General features: G+C 43.0%; 6 protein-coding genes, 2 tRNA genes and 3 rRNA genes. 4 read left to right on the top strand and 7 right to left on the bottom strand.

The genetic code is table 11. The features are described from left to right. Nucleotides 1-379: 379 nt before the first annotated feature. The 3 genes from J4856_RS00755 to J4856_RS00745 all read left to right on the top strand — a co-directional run bounded on the left by J4856_RS00755 (nt 380) and on the right by J4856_RS00745 (nt 4,091). A complete protein-coding gene (locus J4856_RS00755; protein WP_025838725.1) occupies nt 380-3,196 on the top strand; it encodes an outer membrane beta-barrel protein in 2,817 nt (938 codons plus the stop codon). Between the two features lie 45 nt (nt 3,197-3,241). Beyond that, on the top strand, nt 3,242-3,424 hold the full coding sequence (locus tag J4856_RS00750; protein WP_143150353.1) for a hypothetical protein: 183 nt from the start codon (nt 3,242-3,244) through the stop codon (nt 3,422-3,424). Between the two features lie 181 nt (nt 3,425-3,605). Beyond that, the gene (locus J4856_RS00745) at nt 3,606-4,091 is read left to right on the top strand and encodes a ferritin (protein WP_025838727.1); all 486 of its coding nucleotides are present in this window, start codon (nt 3,606-3,608) and stop codon (nt 4,089-4,091) included. A 953-nt stretch (nt 4,092-5,044) separates the two neighbouring features. On the opposite strand, the gene rrf is transcribed toward J4856_RS00745, so the two are convergent. The 7 genes from rrf to J4856_RS00710 form a co-directional block, all read right to left on the bottom strand. After that, a 5S ribosomal RNA gene (rrf, locus tag J4856_RS00740) occupies nt 5,045-5,157 on the bottom strand. A gap of 299 nt (nt 5,158-5,456) precedes the next feature. Beyond that, nucleotides 5,457-8,358 (bottom strand): 23S ribosomal RNA (locus J4856_RS00735). A gap of 221 nt (nt 8,359-8,579) precedes the next feature. After that, nucleotides 8,580-8,653: transfer RNA gene (locus J4856_RS00730), tRNA-Ala, on the bottom strand. 64 nt (nt 8,654-8,717) lie between these two features. Continuing rightward, nucleotides 8,718-8,791 (bottom strand) — tRNA-Ile (locus J4856_RS00725). A gap of 158 nt (nt 8,792-8,949) precedes the next feature. Continuing rightward, nucleotides 8,950-10,480 (bottom strand): 16S ribosomal RNA (locus tag J4856_RS00720). Together the 16S, 23S and 5S rRNA genes with 2 tRNA genes alongside form the textbook arrangement of a ribosomal RNA operon. A gap of 468 nt (nt 10,481-10,948) precedes the next feature. Continuing rightward, nucleotides 10,949-13,819 carry a cation-translocating P-type ATPase gene (locus tag J4856_RS00715; RefSeq protein ID WP_025839999.1) on the bottom strand — a complete coding sequence of 957 codons (2,871 nt, stop codon included), beginning with the start codon at nt 13,817-13,819 and terminating at the stop codon, nt 10,949-10,951. 1,238 nt (nt 13,820-15,057) lie between these two features. After that, the gene (locus J4856_RS00710; RefSeq protein ID WP_065367823.1) at nt 15,058-16,425 is read right to left on the bottom strand and encodes a transposase; all 1,368 of its coding nucleotides are present in this window, start codon (nt 16,423-16,425) and stop codon (nt 15,058-15,060) included. Nucleotides 16,426-16,567: 142 nt separating this feature from the next. Here J4856_RS00710 and J4856_RS00705 point away from each other — a divergent pair, with 142 nt between their 5' ends. Continuing rightward, nucleotides 16,568-21,010: a choice-of-anchor J domain-containing protein gene (locus J4856_RS00705; RefSeq protein ID WP_025839827.1), complete on the top strand. Its 4,443-nt coding sequence runs from the start codon at nt 16,568-16,570 to the stop codon at nt 21,008-21,010. Nucleotides 21,011-21,106 lie beyond the last annotated feature (96 nt).

Here is a 21,106-nt window from a genome sequence, read left to right as displayed (position 1 = left end):
AGAGAATATAATTGCAGGCAAACTGATAGAAAAGTTCGGTTTATGCCTGTAAAATCCATTCGGTTCTTTTCATCCAAGAACTCTAATCATTATTGGACAGAGTATGACCAGACAAAAACGTAGGATATGGCTAAAATGCTCTACCTTCTTGATATATCTTAGAAAGAATCTTCTGGATTTACGAACTACAAGTAAGCGTTATTTCTTTACCTAAAAGATAATTTAGAGGAATTTCTATTCCCCATACCGCTTGTGAACAATACGAATCAGAAATTGAGAATAAAATATGAAAACTCTTTGTACAGCTTTAATTCTGTTGTGTATTACAGTCTCCATTTCGGCACAAACTTTAGACAATACAATTACCATTAAAGGCAGAGTGCAAGATTTTGTAACTCATGCAGATATCCCTGGAAGTTTAGTGGAAGTACTAAATGCTAAAGATAGCTCGATTATTGCTTCTAAGAAGGCTCTCACTCAATATGAGAGTGGTGAACAAAGATGGGAAACATCAGAATATTGGGTGGAAATTCCACGTAAGGAGGGTGATTATATCCTTCGTGTTACCGAAGAAGGTTATACACCTACCTACGTAACCTTACCACTGCATCACTTTTATAAGCGAGAGGTAAGCAGGGAGATTGAAACAATCTTCTTGAAGCGCCCTAAAACAGTAGACTTAAATGAGGTGGTTGTTAAGGCTACAAAGGTGAAGTTCTACCATAAAGGCGACACGATTGTTTATAATGCTGATGCTTTCCAGTTAGGTGAAGGCTCCATGCTCGACGCCCTTATTCGTCAGTTGCCCGGTGCTGAACTAAGCAAGGATGGACGCATATATGTTAATGGAAAGTTTGTTGAGAGTTTGCTTCTCAATGGAAAAGATTTCTTCCGTGGAGATAATACTGTCATGTTTGAGAATCTGCCTACTTATATGGTAAACCAAGTAAAGGTGTATGATCGTCTTGGCGAAAATAGTCGTTTTCTCGGGCAAGAGGTGGCAGGAGACAAAAAATACGTGATGGATGTTCAACTGAAAAAGCAATACAACATTGGATGGGTTGGTAATGTGGAAACTGGTGGAGGAACAAAGGAACGCTACTTGGCTCGTCTGTTTGCTATGCGGTTCACTGATCACTCCCGTTTGGCTGTCTATGGAAATATGAATAATCTAAACGACGACCGTAAGCCTGGTGAGAATGACAACTGGTCGCCTTCTGATCTTTTTGGTGGGTTGACACAGCAACAGTTAGGAGGTCTTGACTATAATATAGATGCACGCAGTGGTAAGTATAAACTTAGTGGAAATGCACAGGTTAAGCATGCTGACAACACGATAGTGAATAACACTAATCGTACAAATTTCCTTGCTAACGGAGATACATACGACCGTATGGTAGCTAATAATAGAAATCACAATTTTACGCTCTCCACCGATCATCAGTTCTATTTTGAGTTTAAGAATGCCAACTTAAATATCAAGCCACGTTTTAACTACCAATATTATAACAATAAAAGCGGATATTCTTCGCTGACGCTTAATCGTAGTTTTGCATCTTTCTCAAAGGCACAGTTGGATAGTTTGTACACACCAATGATAGGTAGGGAGTTGGTTCGTACAGCCATTAACAGAAATCTTCGCAATGGATTATCAATTGGACATTCTTTAGAAGGTTCGGTTTCGATGGAGTCGTTAATTAAGTTCAAGCATTCTCCCGACCATATCACCCTTTATGCTGACGCTTCTTTGAGGCATGCTACTGAGGATAGCTTTGATCGTAACCGCATTGATTATTATACCAACGGTCAGCAAAGTAATACAGACTTCCGCAATCGATATTTCAACAACCGTCCTGACCACGGCTATAGCATGACAGGTAAAGTGACTTACAGCTATTTAGTAAAGCGGGGCTTGTTCTTCGACTTTAGTTATAAATACAATCGTACTACCTCAAACCGATATTCTTCACTCTATCGTCTTGACCAGTTAGCAGACTGGGGAATTAATTCAGAGCACGAGCTTGGAATACTTCCTTCTGTGGATGCTTATAACAGAGTAATGGATATTCATAATAGTTATGACAGCAGGCAGACGGATAATACCCATACCCTCGGAGCCTTTCTTGTATGGAATAAGAGAACGACGAAGTCAGAGTGGTGGGCGCAGCTTGTACCTAATTTATCGCTGCTTTCACGGACGATGCATTATCATAGTGGAAATGTAGATACGACTTTTACGAAACGTTCTATACTTTACAATATGTATAGTACGTTCATCAAATGGCGTAGTACTGATCACAAATATGAATTCATGCTTCAATATCATGTGAACGGACAAGCTCCAGACATGAACTTGTTTGTAAACATCCTCAATACCACTGATCCCTTAAACGTAACAATGGGTAATACCAACTTGAAACCATCCTATAAGCACGAACTTATATCACACTTCCTACGTATATATCCGAAAAAAGGTATGATGTGGTTAATAGAGGCTCAATATATCCCCACTGTTAACGCTATTGCTATGGGCTATACCTACGACAAGGCTACAGGACAACGAACATTCAGACCAGACAATGTGAATGGTAATTGGCGAGGTCAGCTTGCTTTAGGTGGCGCTGGACCATTGACCAAAAATCGCAAGTTGGATTTTAAAGCTATGGCTGGGTTAAGATATGAGAAGAGTGTCGACCTTATTGGTTTAGCAGGTACGTCTGCATCTAATAGGAGCATAGTAGAATCGTTAAACTACATTGCTGATTTACAGCTGAACTATAGGCTTGGGCAATCTTCCATTGGTTTCATTAGTAAAGGAAACTGCGCACATGTCGATGGCACTCGTGAAGACTTTAAGGCATTTAATGTGAGTGATTTCAATTACGGTTTAACAGCACAATTACAGTTGCCATGGGATTTCCGACTTGGGACTGACCTGACAATGTATAGTCGCCGAGGTTATTTAGATAAGTCGATGAATAGTGATGATTTAGTATGGAATGCCCGTCTATCACGATCATTCTTCAAAGGACAACTTACCTTATTGCTTGATGGATTTGATATTCTTGGTCAGCTGAATAATGTCACACGGACGATGAATGCACAAGGAATCATAGAAACTTACAGTAATGTTATCCCCCGCTACGTGATGCTACATGCCGTCTATCACTTCAATATTATACCTAAGAAAAAATGAAAAGTATAATCTCTTTTACACTGAAACAACGAATGTCTCAGGACGGTGAGAAAGATTATTGGAAACCTCAGGGGCACGGTAATGGAGGGCAGCTTCGGAGGCTCATTATTTGAGATTTTTGAGCAGAAAACACTGCAAATTCTTTTTCTAGGAGCTTTTCCAAGAAAAAGAATCCAGTTTTTGAATGCTCTTGGCAGGTTCAGGAGTGAATTAACTGAAATTCCCTAAATAGAATTCGTATTATTGGCGCCCGATAGAAGTTGATTGCGTGAGATAGGCTTAATAAGTATGAGTAAATTCATATTCTAGGCTAATAATTTGGAAAAATAACAATAATGTTGTACCTTTGCAAAAGGTATTAATATTAGTGACTAAATAAGTAATTAATTGCTAATTAAAAAAACAAGAAATGAATATATCAAAGAAGATGCAGGATGCGTTTAATGCGCAGATCGTGGCAGAAATGTGGTCATCAAATCTCTATTTACAGATGTCATGCTGGTTCCGCAAGGAGGGTTGGAAAGGTTTCTCAAGCTGGATGTACAAGCAGGCAGAAGAGGAGAGACAGCATGCAATGGATATGGCTCAGTTTGTTCTTCATCGTGGTGGTGAGGTTATCCTTACTAGTATCGATGCTGTTAAGACAAGCTGGACAGATGCTAAAGAAGCTTTTGTTGATACATATGCACATGAACAAAAGGTTACAGAACTTATCAATAAGTTGGCAGATGTTGCTGATGAGGAGAAGGACCGTGCGTCACAGAACTTTATTGCAAAGTATATTGATGAGCAGGTAGAAGAGGAGAAGAATGTTAAGGATATTCTTGATTCATTTGCTCACTTAGAAAGTCATGCTATTGCACATATTGATAGCAAGCTTGAGCAGGCTCGTTAAGAGTTGCAATGATATAAAAAAGTGTCAAAGATAATTCTTTGACACTTTTTTTTTGTATTTTGTTGTTCTGCTGGGATTAGTGAGAATTGACTAATTTATTAAGTGTTTGTGATGTATGTAACGTTAATGTAACCCTCTGTAATGTCCTCCCTTCTCTATGTGCAATTTATAGAGAGGGGCTACCTTATTAGTTCATATTCTATATATTTTTAAAGCTGTTACAAAGCTATCAGCCACTTTCATGTTATGTCTCTATCACGTATTGTGCCATCATCGCCTTCTTGATATAGCTTTTAGCTATGTACTACCCTCTCTCTGTGCCAAATAATATTGAGTGCTTACATTTATCACTTCAGATTTTGGAAGATAAGAAGTCTATAACAAATCGTCTATTTCGTTTTGCAAGACAATTAATAAATCTAAGTTCCTGTCATTCCTGTCGTTTGTAAGATGCATGAAATATTAATAATGGCAGCAACATTAAATAAAATTAATCTTGTATTTATGCGATAATATTTGTCTTATCTGACTAGGGTTCTGTAGGAAAAAGATGAGGAAATAGATACACAAAAGGCTAATAATAAAAAGCGCTTTCAAAATTAGAAATAATAATAATTCCCAGATAAAAAAATAGTGCATAAAATGCAAGATTAATTTTATATTTAGTTGCTGTCATTATTAACACTTCGTAAAAGTACCTGTAACCAAACTAATTAGCAAGCTAATATGGATGACAGTAGTGACAGCAAATTATAAAACGATAGTCTAAGAAAAAATAAACTCATCATTAACATAAGACATTGGTCTCTAAATATAAATATTTGTCCTATTAAGTCCAATTATCCTTATTACTCCTATTAGCCTTATTAGCTCTAGTAGGCTTATTAGCCAAATAAGCTTGACCTCCATAAACACAAAAAGCCCTGAAGATTTCTCTTCAGGGCTCTCGTAAAAGAAGGCGGCCACCTACTCTCCCGCATTGCATTGCAGTACCATCGGCGCAGTCGGGCTTAACTTCTCTGTTCGGAATGGGAAGAGGTGGGACCCCGACGCAATAACCACCTGATATTTCTCTCGGTTGACTAGTTCACAGTTGACAAGTTGACCAGTTATTTGTCATTATTCTTGTCTTCTTTCTGTCTTCTTATCAGTAGATCCATTATTAAATATTGTCCATAGAACTAATAACTTGTTTACTTGTTAACTCGTTATCTTGTCAACTCGTCTACTGACTTGTCAGCCGTATAAGGTGACGTATTTCCACAAGCAAAACATATTAGAACTTTTCTTCTTACTTTAGAAGAATACACAGCTCAAAGTCTGAGTCACTGGTCCCCGCACTCCAATATCTAGAGGCGGGAGACCCGAAGAAAGTTTCGGGCAATTAGTAGTGCTCGGCTTTGACGTCACCGTCTTTACACCTACACCCTATCAACGTCATCGTCTATGACGACCCTTATGAGGAGTTCTCATCTTGCGGCTGGCTTCGCACTTAGATGCTTTCAGCGCTTATCCAATCCAGACTCAGATACCCAGCGGTGCACCTGGCGGCACAACTGGTAAACCGGAGGTCTGTCCAACACGGTCCTCTCGTACTAGTGTCAGCACCACGCAAAACTCCAACGCCCACGATAGATAGAGACCGAACTGTCTCACGACGTTCTGAACCCAGCTCGCGTGCCACTTTAATGGGCGAACAGCCCAACCCTTGGGACCTTCTCCAGCCCCAGGATGTGACGAGCCGACATCGAGGTGCCAAACCACCCCGTCGATATGAGCTCTTGGGGGGGATCAGCCTGTTATCCCCGGAGTACCTTTTATCCTTTGAGCGACGGAGTTTCCATACACATCCGCCGGATCACTATGCCCCAGTTTCCTGCCTGCTCGGCATGTCTGCCTCCCAGTCAAGCGCCCTTATGCCATTGCACTCTATAAGGCCGGTTACCAATCGGCCCGAGGGCACCTTTGGAAGCCTCCGTTACGCTTTTGGAGGCGACCACCCCAGTCAAACTACCCACCAAGCAGTGTCCGCACCACAGGCGCGTTAGACCTCAGACAGCCAAAGGGCCGTATTTCAAGGATGGCTCCACGAATGCTGGCGCACCCGCTTCGAAGCCTCCGGCCTATCCTACACATCGGATGACCAAGGTCAATGCTAAGCTGTAGTAAAGGTTCACGGGGTCTTTTCGTCCCATCGCGGGTAATCGGCATCTTCACCGATACTACAATTTCACTGAGCTCATGGTTGAGACAGCGTCCAGATCATTACACCATTCGTGCAGGTCGGAACTTACCCGACAAGGAATTTCGCTACCTTAGGACCGTTATAGTTACGGCCGCCGTTTACCGGGGCTTCAATTCAATGCTTCCCATTGCTGGTGACATCTCCTCTTAACCTTCCGGCACCGGGCAGGTGTCAGGCTGTATACATCATCTTTCGAGTTAGCACAGCCCTGTGTTTTTGTTAAACAGTTGCCTGGACCTATTCTCTGCGCCTCATATTGCTATGAGGACCCCTTATTCCGAAGTTACGGGGTCAATTTGCCTAGTTCCTTAACCATGAATCTCTCAACGCCTTAGTATATTCTACCCGACCACGTGTGTCCGTTTGCGGTACGGGTCGCTATTACATTAAGTTTAGCGGATTTTCTCGGAAGTATGATTACCTGCACTCAAGTTATCCCGAAGGATTACCTGTACTTTCATGGTTCAGCTCGGAAGGTGGATTTGCCTGCCTTCCTCATAGCCTACGCACTTAAACGCCCTATTCCGTCAGGGCGCGGCAGTGTCACTGCTCCGTCTCCACATCACTGTAATAGCGAGTTGCGGAATATTAACCGCATCTGCCATCGCCTTCGCCGTTCGGCTGAGACTTAGGACCCGACTAACCCCGGGCTGATTGGCATCGCCCGGGAAACCTCGGTCTTTCGGCGAAAGGGAATCTCACCCTTTTTATCGTTACTTATACCTACATTTGCTTTTCCATAAGCTCCAGGATCGGTTACCCTCACCATTCAACGCCAATGGAATGCTCCCCTACCGATACTTTTAATATACATTACTATCCCGCGCCTTCGGTATCTGACTTATACCCGATTATTATCCATGCCCGGACCCTCGACTAGTGAGCTGTTACGCACTCTTTGAATGAATGGCTGCTTCCAAGCCAACATCCTAGCTGTCACGGGGACCAGACTTCGTTAGACTAACTTAGACAGAATTTCGGGACCTTAGACGGCGGTCTGGATTCTTCTCCTCTCGGGGACGGACCTTAGCACCCGCCCCCTTACTGCACGATTGCGGTCCATAAGCATTCGGAGTTCGTCAGGTCTCGATAGGCGGTGAAGCCCTCTTGACCTATCGGTCGCTCTACCTCTTATGGAGATCATCGCACGCGGCACCTAAATGCCTTTCGGGGAGTACGAGCTATCTCCAAGTTTGATTGGCCTTTCACTCCTACACTCACCTCATCGGGAAGCTTTTCAACGCTTATCCGTGCGGTCCTCCATCCGGTGTTACCCGGACTTCAACCTGGGCAAGTGTAGATCACTTGGTTTCGCGTCTACCCCATCTGACTCGACGCCCTATTCAGGCTCGCTTTCACTGCGGATGCGCGTCTCATGACGCTTATCCTTGCCAGACATGGTAACTCGTAGGTTCATTATGCAAAAGGCACGCCGTCACTGCGTAAGCAGCTCCGACCGCTTGTAGGCGCATGGTTTCAGGAACTATTTCACTCTCCTTATTGGAGTGCTTTTCACCTTTCCTTCACAGTACTCGTTCACTATCGGTCTCACGGGAGTATTTAGCCTTACCGGATGGTCCCGGCTGATTCGCGCAGAATTTCACGTGTTCCGCGTTACTCAGGATACCACTACGTCTCGTCATGCTTCGAATACGGGATTATCACCCTCTATGATTGTTCTTTCCAGAACATTCTTCTCACAATCTAAGTACGACAGCGTGGTCCTACAACCCCTGCTAAGCGTTGCCACAAAGCAGGTTTGGGCTATTCCCCGTTCGCTCGCCACTACTAGGGGAATCATTATTTATTTTCTCTTCCTAGAGGTACTAAGATGTTTCAGTTCCCTCCGTTCGCCTCACTACTTATGTAGTGATAACAGGTCTTCAACCTGATGGGTTGTCCCATTCGGAAATCCTTGGATCAAAGGTTATTTGCACCTACCCAAGGCTTATCGCAGCTTATCACGTCCTTCATCGCCTCCGTGAGCCAAGGCATCCGCCATGCGCCCTTTCTTACTTTCTTCGCCTTTCTCGTTGTTGACAACAAGAAATGTAGCTCATACTTTCAGCTGTTGTGTGATTCTAAAAAAATGAAGTTTAAACCTCATTGTTTAGAATACTAATTCTTCCAATCATTGAAAGAATAGTTCTACTTTACAGTCTTGCTTGTGTCAATATGTCAAAGATCTTATGCTGTTACTTTGATTGTTCTGAGGCAGTGCCTCAGAAGCGTGAACAGCTAAGTGGAGAATAACGGATTCGAACCGTTGACCCCCTGCTTGCAAAGCAGGTGCTCTAGCCAACTGAGCTAATCCCCCAAGGGATAGAGAAATATAGGTTATCAGGCTCTGACCCAGTTCACATTGGCTTAGCGCCGATGTGTAGTCCCAGGCAGACTTGAACTGCCGACCTCCACATTATCAGTGTGGCGCTCTAACCAACTGAGCTATAGGACTGAGTTGGAAGAAACTCTGCAGCTTCTCTTGCCAGACTTCCTTTCTCTTATTCTTAAAACAGTGTCAGTGAGTACAAGAAGAAAAACGAACCAAGGTTCTTTTTATCTTTACAATACTTTTAACTTGTCAACTTGTCAACTAAAAAGCATTCTCTCCAGAAAGGAGGTGTTCCAGCCGCACCTTCCGGTACGGCTACCTTGTTACGACTTAGCCCCAATCACCAGTTTTGCCCTAGGCCGATCCTTGCGGTCACGGACTTCAGGCACCCCCGGCTTTCATGGCTTGACGGGCGGTGTGTACAAGGCCCGGGAACGTATTCACCGCGCCATGGCTGATGCGCGATTACTAGCGAATCCAGCTTCGTGGGGTCGGGTTGCAGACCCCAGTCCGAACTGGGACCGGCTTTCAAGATTTGATGCAATTTGCATTACACCATCCCTCTGTACCGGCCATTGTAACACGTGTGTAGCCCCGGACGTAAGGGCCGTGCTGATTTGACGTCATCCCCACCTTCCTCACACCTTACGGTGGCAGTGTCTCCAGAGTGCCCAGCATCACCTGATGGCAACTGAAGAGAGGGGTTGCGCTCGTTATGGCACTTAAGCCGACACCTCACGGCACGAGCTGACGACAACCATGCAGCACCTTCACAGGAGTCCCGAAGGACCTCAACATCTCTGTATCGTTCTCCTGCAATTCAAGCCCGGGTAAGGTTCCTCGCGTATCATCGAATTAAACCACATGTTCCTCCGCTTGTGCGGGCCCCCGTCAATTCCTTTGAGTTTCACCGTTGCCGGCGTACTCCCCAGGTGGGATGCTTAATGCTTTCGCTTAGCCGCTGATACCAGGTACCAACAGCGGGCATCCATCGTTTACTGTGCGGACTACCAGGGTATCTAATCCTGTTTGATACCCGCACCTTCGAGCTTAAGCGTCAGTTGCGCTCCCGTCAGCTGCCTTCGCAATCGGAGTTCTTCGTCATATCTAAGCATTTCACCGCTACACGACGAATTCCGCCAACGTTGTGCGTACTCAAGGAAACCAGTATGCGCTGCAAGTCAGACGTTGAGCGTCTACATTTCACAACACACTTAATCTCCGGCCTACGCTCCCTTTAAACCCAATAAATCCGGATAACGCCTGGACCTTCCGTATTACCGCGGCTGCTGGCACGGAATTAGCCGGTCCTTATTCGTATGGTACCTGCAAAAAGGGACACGTCCCTCACTTTATTCCCATAAAAAAGCAGTTTACAACCCATAGGGCCGTCATCCTGCACGCTACTTGGCTGGTTCAGACTTACGTCCATTGACCAATATTCCTCACTGCTGCCTCCCGTAGGAGTTTGGACCGTGTCTCAGTTCCAATGTGGGGGACCTTCCTCTCAGAACCCCTACTGATCGTTGCCTTGGTGGGCCGTTACCCCGCCAACAAGCTAATCAGACGCATCCCCATCCATTACCGATAAATCTTTACTTCAAATCTGATGCCGTCATCGAAGACCATGCGGTATTAGTCTGCCTTTCGGCAGGTTATCCCACAGTAATGGGAAGGTTGGATACGCGTTACTCACCCGTGCGCCGGTCGACGTCCAAAGAGTGCAAGCACTCTCCGCCGTTTCCCCTCGACTTGCATGTGTTAAGCCTGTAGCTAGCGTTCATCCTGAGCCAGGATCAAACTCTCCATTGTAAAATATCTGTTGGTGATAAATGATGGATAATAGGTGATAATAAATACCACTACTTCCAAACACGTCACCGAGTAATCTCTGTTTCAGAACGCTTATCCTAAAAGTATCAAGTAAAAAGCACCTCTTCGCTTGTTTCTTAATTGTTTTGAGGCGGTGCCTCAAAAGCAAGAACAATGAATTGATCGGTTCGTTTCTTTTACCCATCCATTTGATATAAAATCAAACAGACGCTTCTTGTACTACTTCTCTGTTTATGTAAATCTTTTCAAAGAACTCTTTCTTTATTGCTTTAATCAACTTGCCAGGTGGCTTGTTTTGTAAAGCGAGTGCAAAGTTACATACTTTCCCTATAACCTCCAAATGTTTTAGAGGAAAATTTTATCAAAAAAGTATTTTTTCTTCTTTAGAAAGAAAATCTACAAGCCTTCACCTTATTATATTATGCCATGTACGGAGAGCGCATTCGGCTATCGATTCAATGTCTTTAGTAGGTGCCAAGCTTCTCTAATCCATAAGACCATGGAAGAAGCTGTTAGAATAATAATCCAATCTTCTAAGGAGAGTCCTCCCTTAACAATATTAAAGAAATTCTGCAAAATAGGAATTTCCACCATTGCAATTTGTCCTATAAAGATAATTGAAATAATAAAAAGCAATCCACGACATCCCTTGAAGTGTAATGCACTTCTTCCTGTTTCAAACGCGCGAGCATTGAATAAATAAAAGAAATGTGTCATTACAAAGATTGTAAAGAGCAGGGTCAGCTCGTACGGGCTAAGTCCATTTTCTTCACCAAGTTTTAGATGAAGAATATCCTTCAATGTTGTGATATTGGAATGTTCGAAGATATAAAGTAAAGCAAACAGCAATAGAAAGAAGAAGCCACCGACACCAATAATATTCCACCCCATAGATCGATTGATAATAAAAGCGTTACGATCACGTGGTTTATCCTTCATTACCTTTTCAGAAGGAGGCAAAGATGCTAGTGCCATTGCTGCAAAGGTATCCATAATCAGATTTACCCATAACATCTGCGTTACGGTCAGGGGAGACTCAGTGCCCATAAACGCACCAGCAAGAACAAGGAAACAAGCTGCCACATTGACCGTCAGCTGGAAAAGTAAGAAGCGTTGAATATTTTGATATAGTGAGCGACCCCACATCACCGCCTTCCCAATACTACTAAAAGAGTTATCAATAATTGTAATATCCGATGCATCCTTAGCTACGGAAGTGCCATCACCCATAGAGAGACCTACATGAGCTGCTTGAAGTGCAGGTGCATCATTCGTACCATCACCCGTAACAGCCACCACCTCATTACAACGCTGCAGCGATTCGACAAGCCGCTTCTTATCTAATGGACGTGCACGGGATATAATTTTCAAATCCGCAACTCGTTTATCAAGTTCCCCATCAGAAAGAGCTGCAAACTCAGGCCCCGTGATTATATTCCTCTCATTATCATGACTTGTCCACAATCCAATTTGTCGGCCAATCTCTTTGGCTGTCCTTGAGGTATCACCAGTAACAATCTTCACATCAATACCAGCCTTCATGCACTCGGCGACTGCCCCAGGCACATCACTACGCACAGGGTCACTGATAGCAACTATTCCCATAAAAGTCAGATTATCAGTAACAACAAATCCTTCCTTAAACACATTAGTATTATCATCTAGAATCTGATAAGCAAATCCTAAGGTTCGCATAGCCTGTTCCTGATAGCCTTCTAACTGTCGTTCTATCACCTCTTTTGGCACATTTCCTTCCGTCTGCTTGCAGAGCCCATAGACAATTTCAGGTGCCCCCTTTACATAGAGAATCTGCTTACCCTCCACCAAAGCAGACATCACGAGCACAGCCATATACTTTCGTTCCGTTGTAAAAGGAAGTTCTTCAACAATATGAACCTCTTCTCTTATTTCCTGATAAGAAACATGATGCTCGTGCAACCAAAGCAGCAATGCTCCTTCTGTAGGATTACCTAAGACTTTAGGGTTACTTGCATCCGTATAATCAAGAGAGGCTGTAGAATTGACGGCTATACCCTCCTCCAACAAATGCGAAGTCAGATTCTCATTTAATGTCTGATTAGGCAAACCATAAAATTGCGTCTGATATACCCGCATCTGATTCTGTGTCAACGTACCCGTCTTATCCGTACAGATAACCGTCGTAGCCCCCATTGTCTCACAAGCATGCATCTTACGTACGAGATTATTAGTCCTCATCATTCGGCGCATACTATAAGCCAAACTTAAAGTCACAGCCATAGGTAGTCCTTCTGGCACCGCAACAACGATTAGGGTTACGGCAATCATCATTGTATTCAGTAAATGCGCAAACAGACCAGACATACTTTTATCTGGTAAGAGATAATCATGCAAGACTATCACACTACATATCAAAATACAGAAATAAGCCACTGTGATAATCGTTTTCACGTACCATTTCCAGCGATTGAACTTTTTAATGACAAGCCAGAAAAAGATTATCGTAGGGATAGCCAATGTCCACACGATAGGCTTCCAATGGAAGAAGACTATCAACCTACCTATAATAATGAAACCTGCAAAGATATAACTTATTTTGGTGATAAGAACACTCAGTCCGTCGAGCTGTTCACTAAGAGGTGTTTTGACACTATCATCAATCTGTGCAGCTTCAAACACCTTACCATTTTCTGTTTGATCACCAACAGCCTCAACTACAAAAAAACCATGTCCTTCCATCACCTTCGTACCACGCAACACTTGGTTTGTAGCATAGGAAGCATCCTTTTCGAACTCCTCTTCGTTTGTTGATTTATGAGCAGGCACACTCTCCCCATTTAGCGTTGATTCATCAACATAAAGTGAGATTGCCTCCAACAACCTACCATCTGCAGGTATTTCTGCACCCGTATTGATGATTACGATGTCCCCAACAACAATATCTTTTTTAGCGACAGTTGTTGTAATACCATTCCTAATGACCTCAACCTCCTCTTCGTCATTCACTTGATTAAGAACAGAAAATTCTTTATCCGCTTTCAGCTCAAAAAAGAAAGCAATGCCCGTAGCCAGAAAGATTGCTATAAAAATACCGATTGGCTCGAAAAAGACAGCTGCTCCATCTTCATTATGAAGGCCCCAATATTCCCAAAAAGAAATACATATTGAGAGAAAACCCGCAATGAGCAAAACTATTATCAGCGGATCTTCAAATTTCTCCAAGAACTGTCCCCAAAGAGAAATTTTCTCTTTAGGCGTCAACACGTTAGCCCCATATTGTTCACGACTCTTCAACACCTCTGTGTCCGTCAACCCTTCATAATGTTTTTTCTGTACCATAAATAATTTATTAATTTATTTAGAAGGAACCTATCCTACGCTCCAGTCTTGTTAAGCACAAATCCGTGGAGTCTTCGATCCAGTGCTAATCAATTCAATATTAAAAAGTCGGGAGCCAATCCTACATACATCATTTCTATAATCATCAGGCAACTGCAAGCTTACAGAGAGATGCTTCATGCATTCTTATCCATAACAATTTGCTACCAATAACTTTATCAAAAATTCCTCATAATCCTCTGTACACTAGAATCTATCCTTATCTTGTCGTCTTGAGGACATCTTACCATGACGCTGTAATTATAATAGTGACAGACCATCCAACTGGAACTGCAAAAATACAAATAAAATCTGGGAAACTCACCTTTCTTATAGTATATTTGGCGTTATAAGGAATCGCAATGTATGGGATAAATCCCAAAATATCATTTTCATGGTATCAGACTCACTTCACATGATGCTCAAACATTGCTACTAATTAAGGCTCTTTAACAAATCGTGTGGGTAATTCGTCATAGAGCATAAAATATTGTTGAAAGGTATAGCCTCCAACTATACACAACTCCAGATTGACCTTCATTTTAATATGCTTAACGCACATTAAATCCCTACCCTTTCATATACAGCAATGGTGTTAACCCTTCGCACATGTTGTGCATACCATCCGCACCACATGTGCTAAGCACCCGCACCAAACCGATGGAATATCAACACACAACCCACACGATTCGTTATAGAACCCTAATTAAAACTTAAGATAAAAGGTTAAGATAAGATTTGGTCAGACAGACATAACTTAAGGGTCTAGTTTCAATGATAATTTTTGTTTACAATAAAACTTATCATTTCGTTTTAAAACCAACATTTTGTTTATTATTTTTCATTTTATCACTTCATAATTGCATAAATCATTAGTTTTGTGCAATAATAATATTTAAATCATTAATTAAATTCAAATATTTCTTAAATCCGTTTGCATCCATTGCAACTTTTTAATATATTTGCGAAAACTATATCATGAGTATTAAATAACTCTATTATTAATTAGGGAATTTCAGTTAATTCACTCCTGAACCTGCCAAGAGCATTCAAAAACTGGATTCTTTTTCTTAGAAAAGCTCCTAGAAAAAGAATTTGCAGTGTTTTCTGCTCAAAAATCTCAAATGTTGAGCCGTATGGGCATACCTGCCCCTTCCATACCTGCCTATGGATGGATATAAAATCACCTTATCTTTTTATCAAGCCACCTTCTTCATGTCCCTGGCCATCTGCCTTGCGGCAAGAATGGCGGCATTAGCCGTATGGATTCCGAAGAAGAGCAGTAATGTTTCGCTGAACATGTTACGTGCCTTGATTCGCCCAACGGCATAGTGCTGTTTCTGATTCCCGAAGCTGCCCTCCATTACCGTGGCCCTGAGGTTTCCGATAATCTTTCTTGCCGTCCTGAGACACTCAGACTCTTCTTTGGGTTTGGGACCTTTTCTGACGAAACAGGTGGTTATGCCTTTTTCCGTACACATTGTTCGGTTGGCATTGTTGGCGTATATGGAATCGGCACCGACACGCTTAACTTTGACTCCCGTCAGAGATTCCTGATACTCAACACATTGCTTAAGACGGACACCCTCGTTGAAAGCCTCAAAGCTGTGGTGTTCTATGAATGATATGCCGTCAATCTGTATGTTGTTGACCTTTGCCCCAAACTCCACACGCTTGTTTTCCTTGCCCCTGACAATGGGACGGAGGTAGGGACGGTCGATGCTGACAATACGGTGCCTGACTTCCTTGCCTGAAAACAAGGCTGACTGTTGGCGGAATACGGCACGTATGGCGGAGAGACGCTTTTCCTGTTCTGCCGACAGGCTGATACAAGGGCTATACAATTTGCAAAGACGGTACCACTGAGAAAGAAGTTTGGAGAGCAGTTTCAGAAGTCTTCTCCTGAGCTTGCGCGTGGATGATGCTGTGTGCTTGCGCTGCTTGGCGTATGCAAGCCTAGCCTTGTCAACATCATTATACTTGCTCCTCGGAACACGCTCCGACAGGTGCTTACACTCGGAGACGAGCAGCTTGTGAAGCCAATGGCAACACTCCCAGAGTAGCTTGATGTCTGTCGGGAAGCGCAGGTAGCTCTCATAACAGGTCGCATCCGTCAGGCATAGGTCCTTGTCCTTGAGGCTGTCTTTCCATTTGGCGTACAATATGCCCTGAAGGCTGTCTATGTCAAGAAGACGGGCAAGACGGTTGCGTATGGCACTTACAATCTTTCCATCCCTGATGGGACAGGAAGGGTCTATCAGAGCGTCACAGAACATCTGCATGTGGATGCTTCCGTTAAGCATCTCTATCAAGCCATCGTCAGACAGACCTGTGTATGACTTGAGGAACATCAGGGCTATTTCTCCCTCACACGAAAAAAGAGGCTTTTTGCCCCGCTTGCTCTTATGGCTACGACTCGTACATGCTGCTGCCAACTCCTTAAGTGGGAGCTGGGAATGGATACGTCCAAGTTCGCTTTTTGCAAAGCTGTCACGATAGCTCTGTAAAAAATCAAACTCTGTAAAGGGCAAAGTTGGTGTTATATCAGAAATTTTTTGTATCTTCACGACGTTTTTTTTAAATTTTTCCCCCGATTCTGCCCGTGAAGGGTCGTTCGGGGGATTTTATGTAAAGGTACAAATAATATATTACACTGACAAACAATTAGTTAGAAAAATTCTGAATATCCCTAATTAAAACCATGTAAGAATGAGCAAAAGATTTACTAAACTTATTGCAATTTTCACTGCAACCATGGCAGTATTGCAAGTTTCCGCACAAGTGAAACAAGAGGGTAAGAGGTCACTACTCATTACCAAGTCACAAATCACACAGGAGACAGAGCAGCAAAAGTTAGACCAGCTCAAGGCCTACCCTAAACTCCTGGGGAAAACACTTTCCATGGAAACACCATCACCGTTCTTCACTCCTATGACAACGATTCGTCCGAAAGTTACGAAGAACATAGCTACAGTAAATCCCGAACTAGCCATGTGGGGAAATATTGTATCAAAAGACTTGGGTGGTATGTTCTCCTTCCATCCAGTAGAACCTATCAATTTTGAGCAATTGATAAACTACACGCAAGCCAACTTTAATGGAGGAAGTGGCATGGTTGACAACGAACTCCATGGTATGTTCCTTGATACCAGTTTGTCACAACTTGGTATTATTCTTCTAAAGCACTTTGCTTTCAACACAACAAACTGGCAACTAACAGAAGAGCCAGGTTATTCTAGCGACTTTTCACTCCTTGCTTTAGAAACAGCTAACGACCCAAAGACAGGTGAAATCTTCGGTGAATTCTACACAGCAAATCTTGATAGCTTCGAGTGGGGTGTAATTGATTACAAAAATCTAGTCCGTACAACGATCGCTCCTGCAGCACATACGTATGTAGCACTCGGTATTGCCAATGATGGATATGCCTATGGTATCAGTAAAGAAGGCGACCTCTATCAGATTGATCGTAAGACAGGTACCGAGACATTGAAGGGTTCAACAGGCATAAATCTCACCGATGATGAAGGTCGTTATTATCATCAGAGTGGTGAATTTGATAGCCGAACGAATGAGTTCTACTGGGCATCTACGGATAAAGATGGCAAGTTTGAACTTTACACCGTCGATCTCGCAACAGGTCATGTAACACCAGTTGGTAGCTATCCAACACCACTTACACTTATGGCTCTTACCTTCCCTGCCAAAGCTACTGCTAGCGGCGCTCCTGCAGCAGCTGAAGAGTTAAAAGCTGAATTCGCAACAGGTGCAGTCACAGGTAAACTGAAGTTCAATGTACCTACAAAGAAATTCGATGGTAGTGCGTTAACAGGTAATGTTAATTACACCATTTATGTTAACAGTACTGAAGTTTCTAAGGGTACAGCTGAAGCTGGAAAAGAAGTTTCCACCGATTTAACAGTAGATGAAGGTGTAACAAACTTCATCATTATTCTCAGCAATGAGGCTGGTGAGAGTCCACGTGCAAAACTTTCTATGTACATTGGAAATGACAGCCCAGAAGAGGTAGAGAATCTGCAGTTGACACTTGACAAAGATGGCAAAGCAACCGTAACATGGGAAGCTCCTAAGGAAGGTGTACACAACGGCTACATTGGTCAACTTACTTATGATGTCTTCCGCAACATAGGTGGACAATCTGAAAAAGTTTCTACAGGCCAGACAGATACAACATTCAGCGAAACAATTACCAAGGGTAAACTCTCTTCTTACTCTTATTCTGTACAAGCTATCAACTCAACAAAGAAGAGTGCTATAGCTACTACCAATGGAGAGATTTATGGTAATGCCATTGAGGTTCCATTCAGCGATGACTTCGCAACGAAGGAAAGCTCTTTGATCTACACCATTATCGATGCTAATAATGACAATAGCACATGGTATTGGAGTGATGCCAAGGGCGGAGTCTTTAAGTGCAAATATGATCCTAAGAACCATGGTGACGATTGGTTGATAACTCCTCCAATTCACATGAAGCCGGGTAAGACTTACAACGTTTCATTCCAGGCGATGGCTGTTGGTGGCGCTACTTATCCAGAACGCTTAGAAGTAAAGTGGGGAACAAACAACACAGCAGAAGCAATGACGGGTGAGTTGCTTCCTAAAACCGTACTGAATAGTAGCACTTATAAGACCTTTACAGGCCAGATAAAGGCTACTTCAGATGGAAACTTTTATGTTGGCTTCCACGGAATATCAGATCCTAACATGTTCTCTATCTTCCTCGACAACCTATCAATTGAGGTTGCAGCTGACGAGAAAGCTCCAGAAACAGTTCAGAATCTCACCGCTACAGCTGACCCTACAGGTGCACTGAAAGCCACACTGAGGTTCAAAGCTCCGTCAAAGGCAGTTGACAAATCCGATTTGACGAACATTACAAAGATTGTTGTTCTTAACGAAAATCGTCTTGTTAAGGAAATTGTAAATCCAACTCCAGGTAGTGAGCAGGAAGTTGTCGATGAGGCAGCTGTTCAGGGTATGAACAACTACGAAGTTATTGCCTACAACGATGCTGACTTTGGTTTGAAAGCAAACGTATCAGTATATGTTGGACAGGACGTTCCTAAGTTGGGTAAGATTGCAGCAACCGACCTCGTATCATCAGCTTTACTTAAGTGGGACGTTCCTACTGGTAGTCATGATGGTGTTATTATTCCTGCAGAGGTGACTTATCAGGTAAATGATGTCACTGACGGGGGCGAACTTGGCGAAGAGCTTGCTAAGTTTAAGGGTAAGACGGAATACACCGTTCAAGGTCTTAAGACAAATGAAGGTGACCAGACCTATAAATACTGGGCTATCAAGGCATCTAATGAAGCTGGCGAAAGTAGTTGGGCAGTTGGTGGTTTCATCATCGGTAAGCCTTACACATTACCATTCCACAACAGCTTCAAGAATGGTTCTATCGAAGGTCAGTTCATAGGCTTAGAGCGTCCAAACAACAGCACAACATGGGGCCTTACCAAGGATGTATCTTCTGACAATGACAATGGAGCTATCGTCTTCAATCCTTCACAACCTGGAACATCCGCACTGGTGACAGGTAAGATCAGTCTCCGTGGAGCTGACGAACCAAAGCTGATATTCTACTATCGCGCTGACGAAAATGCTCAACAAAAGGTTGAATTACGCTTTGCTAAGAAGAATGGTGAAGTAACTGACCCTGTTTGGAGTAGCGAAAAGGCTAATGTTACTACTACAAATGGTCAATGGAAGAGCTTCATCGTAGATGTTCCTACCGACCTGACGACCGAAGAATTTGTCTTCTTGCGTATCATTGGTAAAGCAGATTCCATTACAAAGGTCCCTGTTTACATGGACAACATCAACATCGTTGACCCATTACAGAATGATGCAGCTGTTGAAGTAACAGCAACAGAAAACGTCATAAAGGGACAGATGGCAAACATCAACGTCAAGGTCACAAACATTGGACTCGACGAACTAAAGAATGCCAAGCTCGAACTCACTGTTAATGGTAAGCTTATTAAGGAAGATAATATTGACGGCCTCAACCTGCTTGACAAGAAGGAGTATAATATTGATTATAGAACAACCACACTTGACAAGTCAGAGACACTTAACGTGAAGGCTACAGTAACACTTGATGAAGACCTCGACACAGAGAATAATGAGTCTGAAGCAATCATCAACTGCAAGGCAGCTGACGTACTTGCACCACAGAACCTCACAAGTGAAAAGGTTGACGCCAACAAGCTTAAACTAAAGTGGGACGCTCCTAATTCAAAGACTGAACAAGTAACTGACGACTTTGAGAGTTATGAACCTTGGAGCACATCATTCGGTAACTGGACAACCATTGATGAAGACCATGGATTCGCTGCCCCACTTGCTAAGGATGGCGCTTATCACCACCAAGGTGAGCAGTTTGCATTCATGGACTGGCAGCCTGCTGACATCTTTAAGACTGGTCAGGGCCTCGACCCACACTCTGGTGCCAAGTCACTTGTAGCTATTTATCAGGTAGGTGCAGACAAGAAACTTACCTCTTCAAGCAACTGGCTCATCTCACCAATGCTTTCTGGTAAAGCACAGACCATCAGTCTCTGGGTTAACAACGTTAATTCATCAGATAAGTCGTATGGCAAGGAGAGCTTCGATGTGCTCGTGTCAAGCACTGACAACCAGAAGGCAAGCTTCCAGAAGATGGGTGAAACACACGAGCAGAGTACTGCTACATGGACAGAAGTGAAATTTGATGTACCAGAAGGAACAAGGTACTTCGCTATACATCACAACACTTCTAAAGACCAGGCTTTCATCTTCATGATTGACGACATTACTTACGAGGGTAGCACAGGACCTGTTTCTTACAACATCTATTGTGATGGTGAATACCTCGCAAATAGTGTCAAACTGGAAAGTGCTGATTTAGTTTCTGACGGAAAAGACCATAATTACAGCGTTACAGCTGTTTATGCTGACGGTGCAGAGTCTGAACCTATCCAACTTGTTGTAACAGCCATCGAGAAGATAGGCGCTAATGGTGAGATTCTCTATGATGTTTACACTATTGATGGTAAACTACTTCTTAAAGATGCTAAGACCCTGAAATCATTGGTTAAGGGTATCTATATCATCAATGGTCAAAAGAGAATCATTAAATAATGAACTGAACGCAGTCCATAAAAAGGATTGACACTAACGGAACCGAAACCCTCTGAAGGGTTGCGGTTCCGTATCCTTCTCCTTTAATATTAAGCA

It is taken from the genome of Prevotella scopos JCM 17725 (assembly GCF_018127785.1).
GTDB lineage: Bacteria > Bacteroidota > Bacteroidia > Bacteroidales > Bacteroidaceae > Prevotella > Prevotella scopos.
The sequence above is the reverse complement of the archived record's forward strand: the minus strand, read 5'-3'. Positions and strand labels throughout refer to the sequence as shown.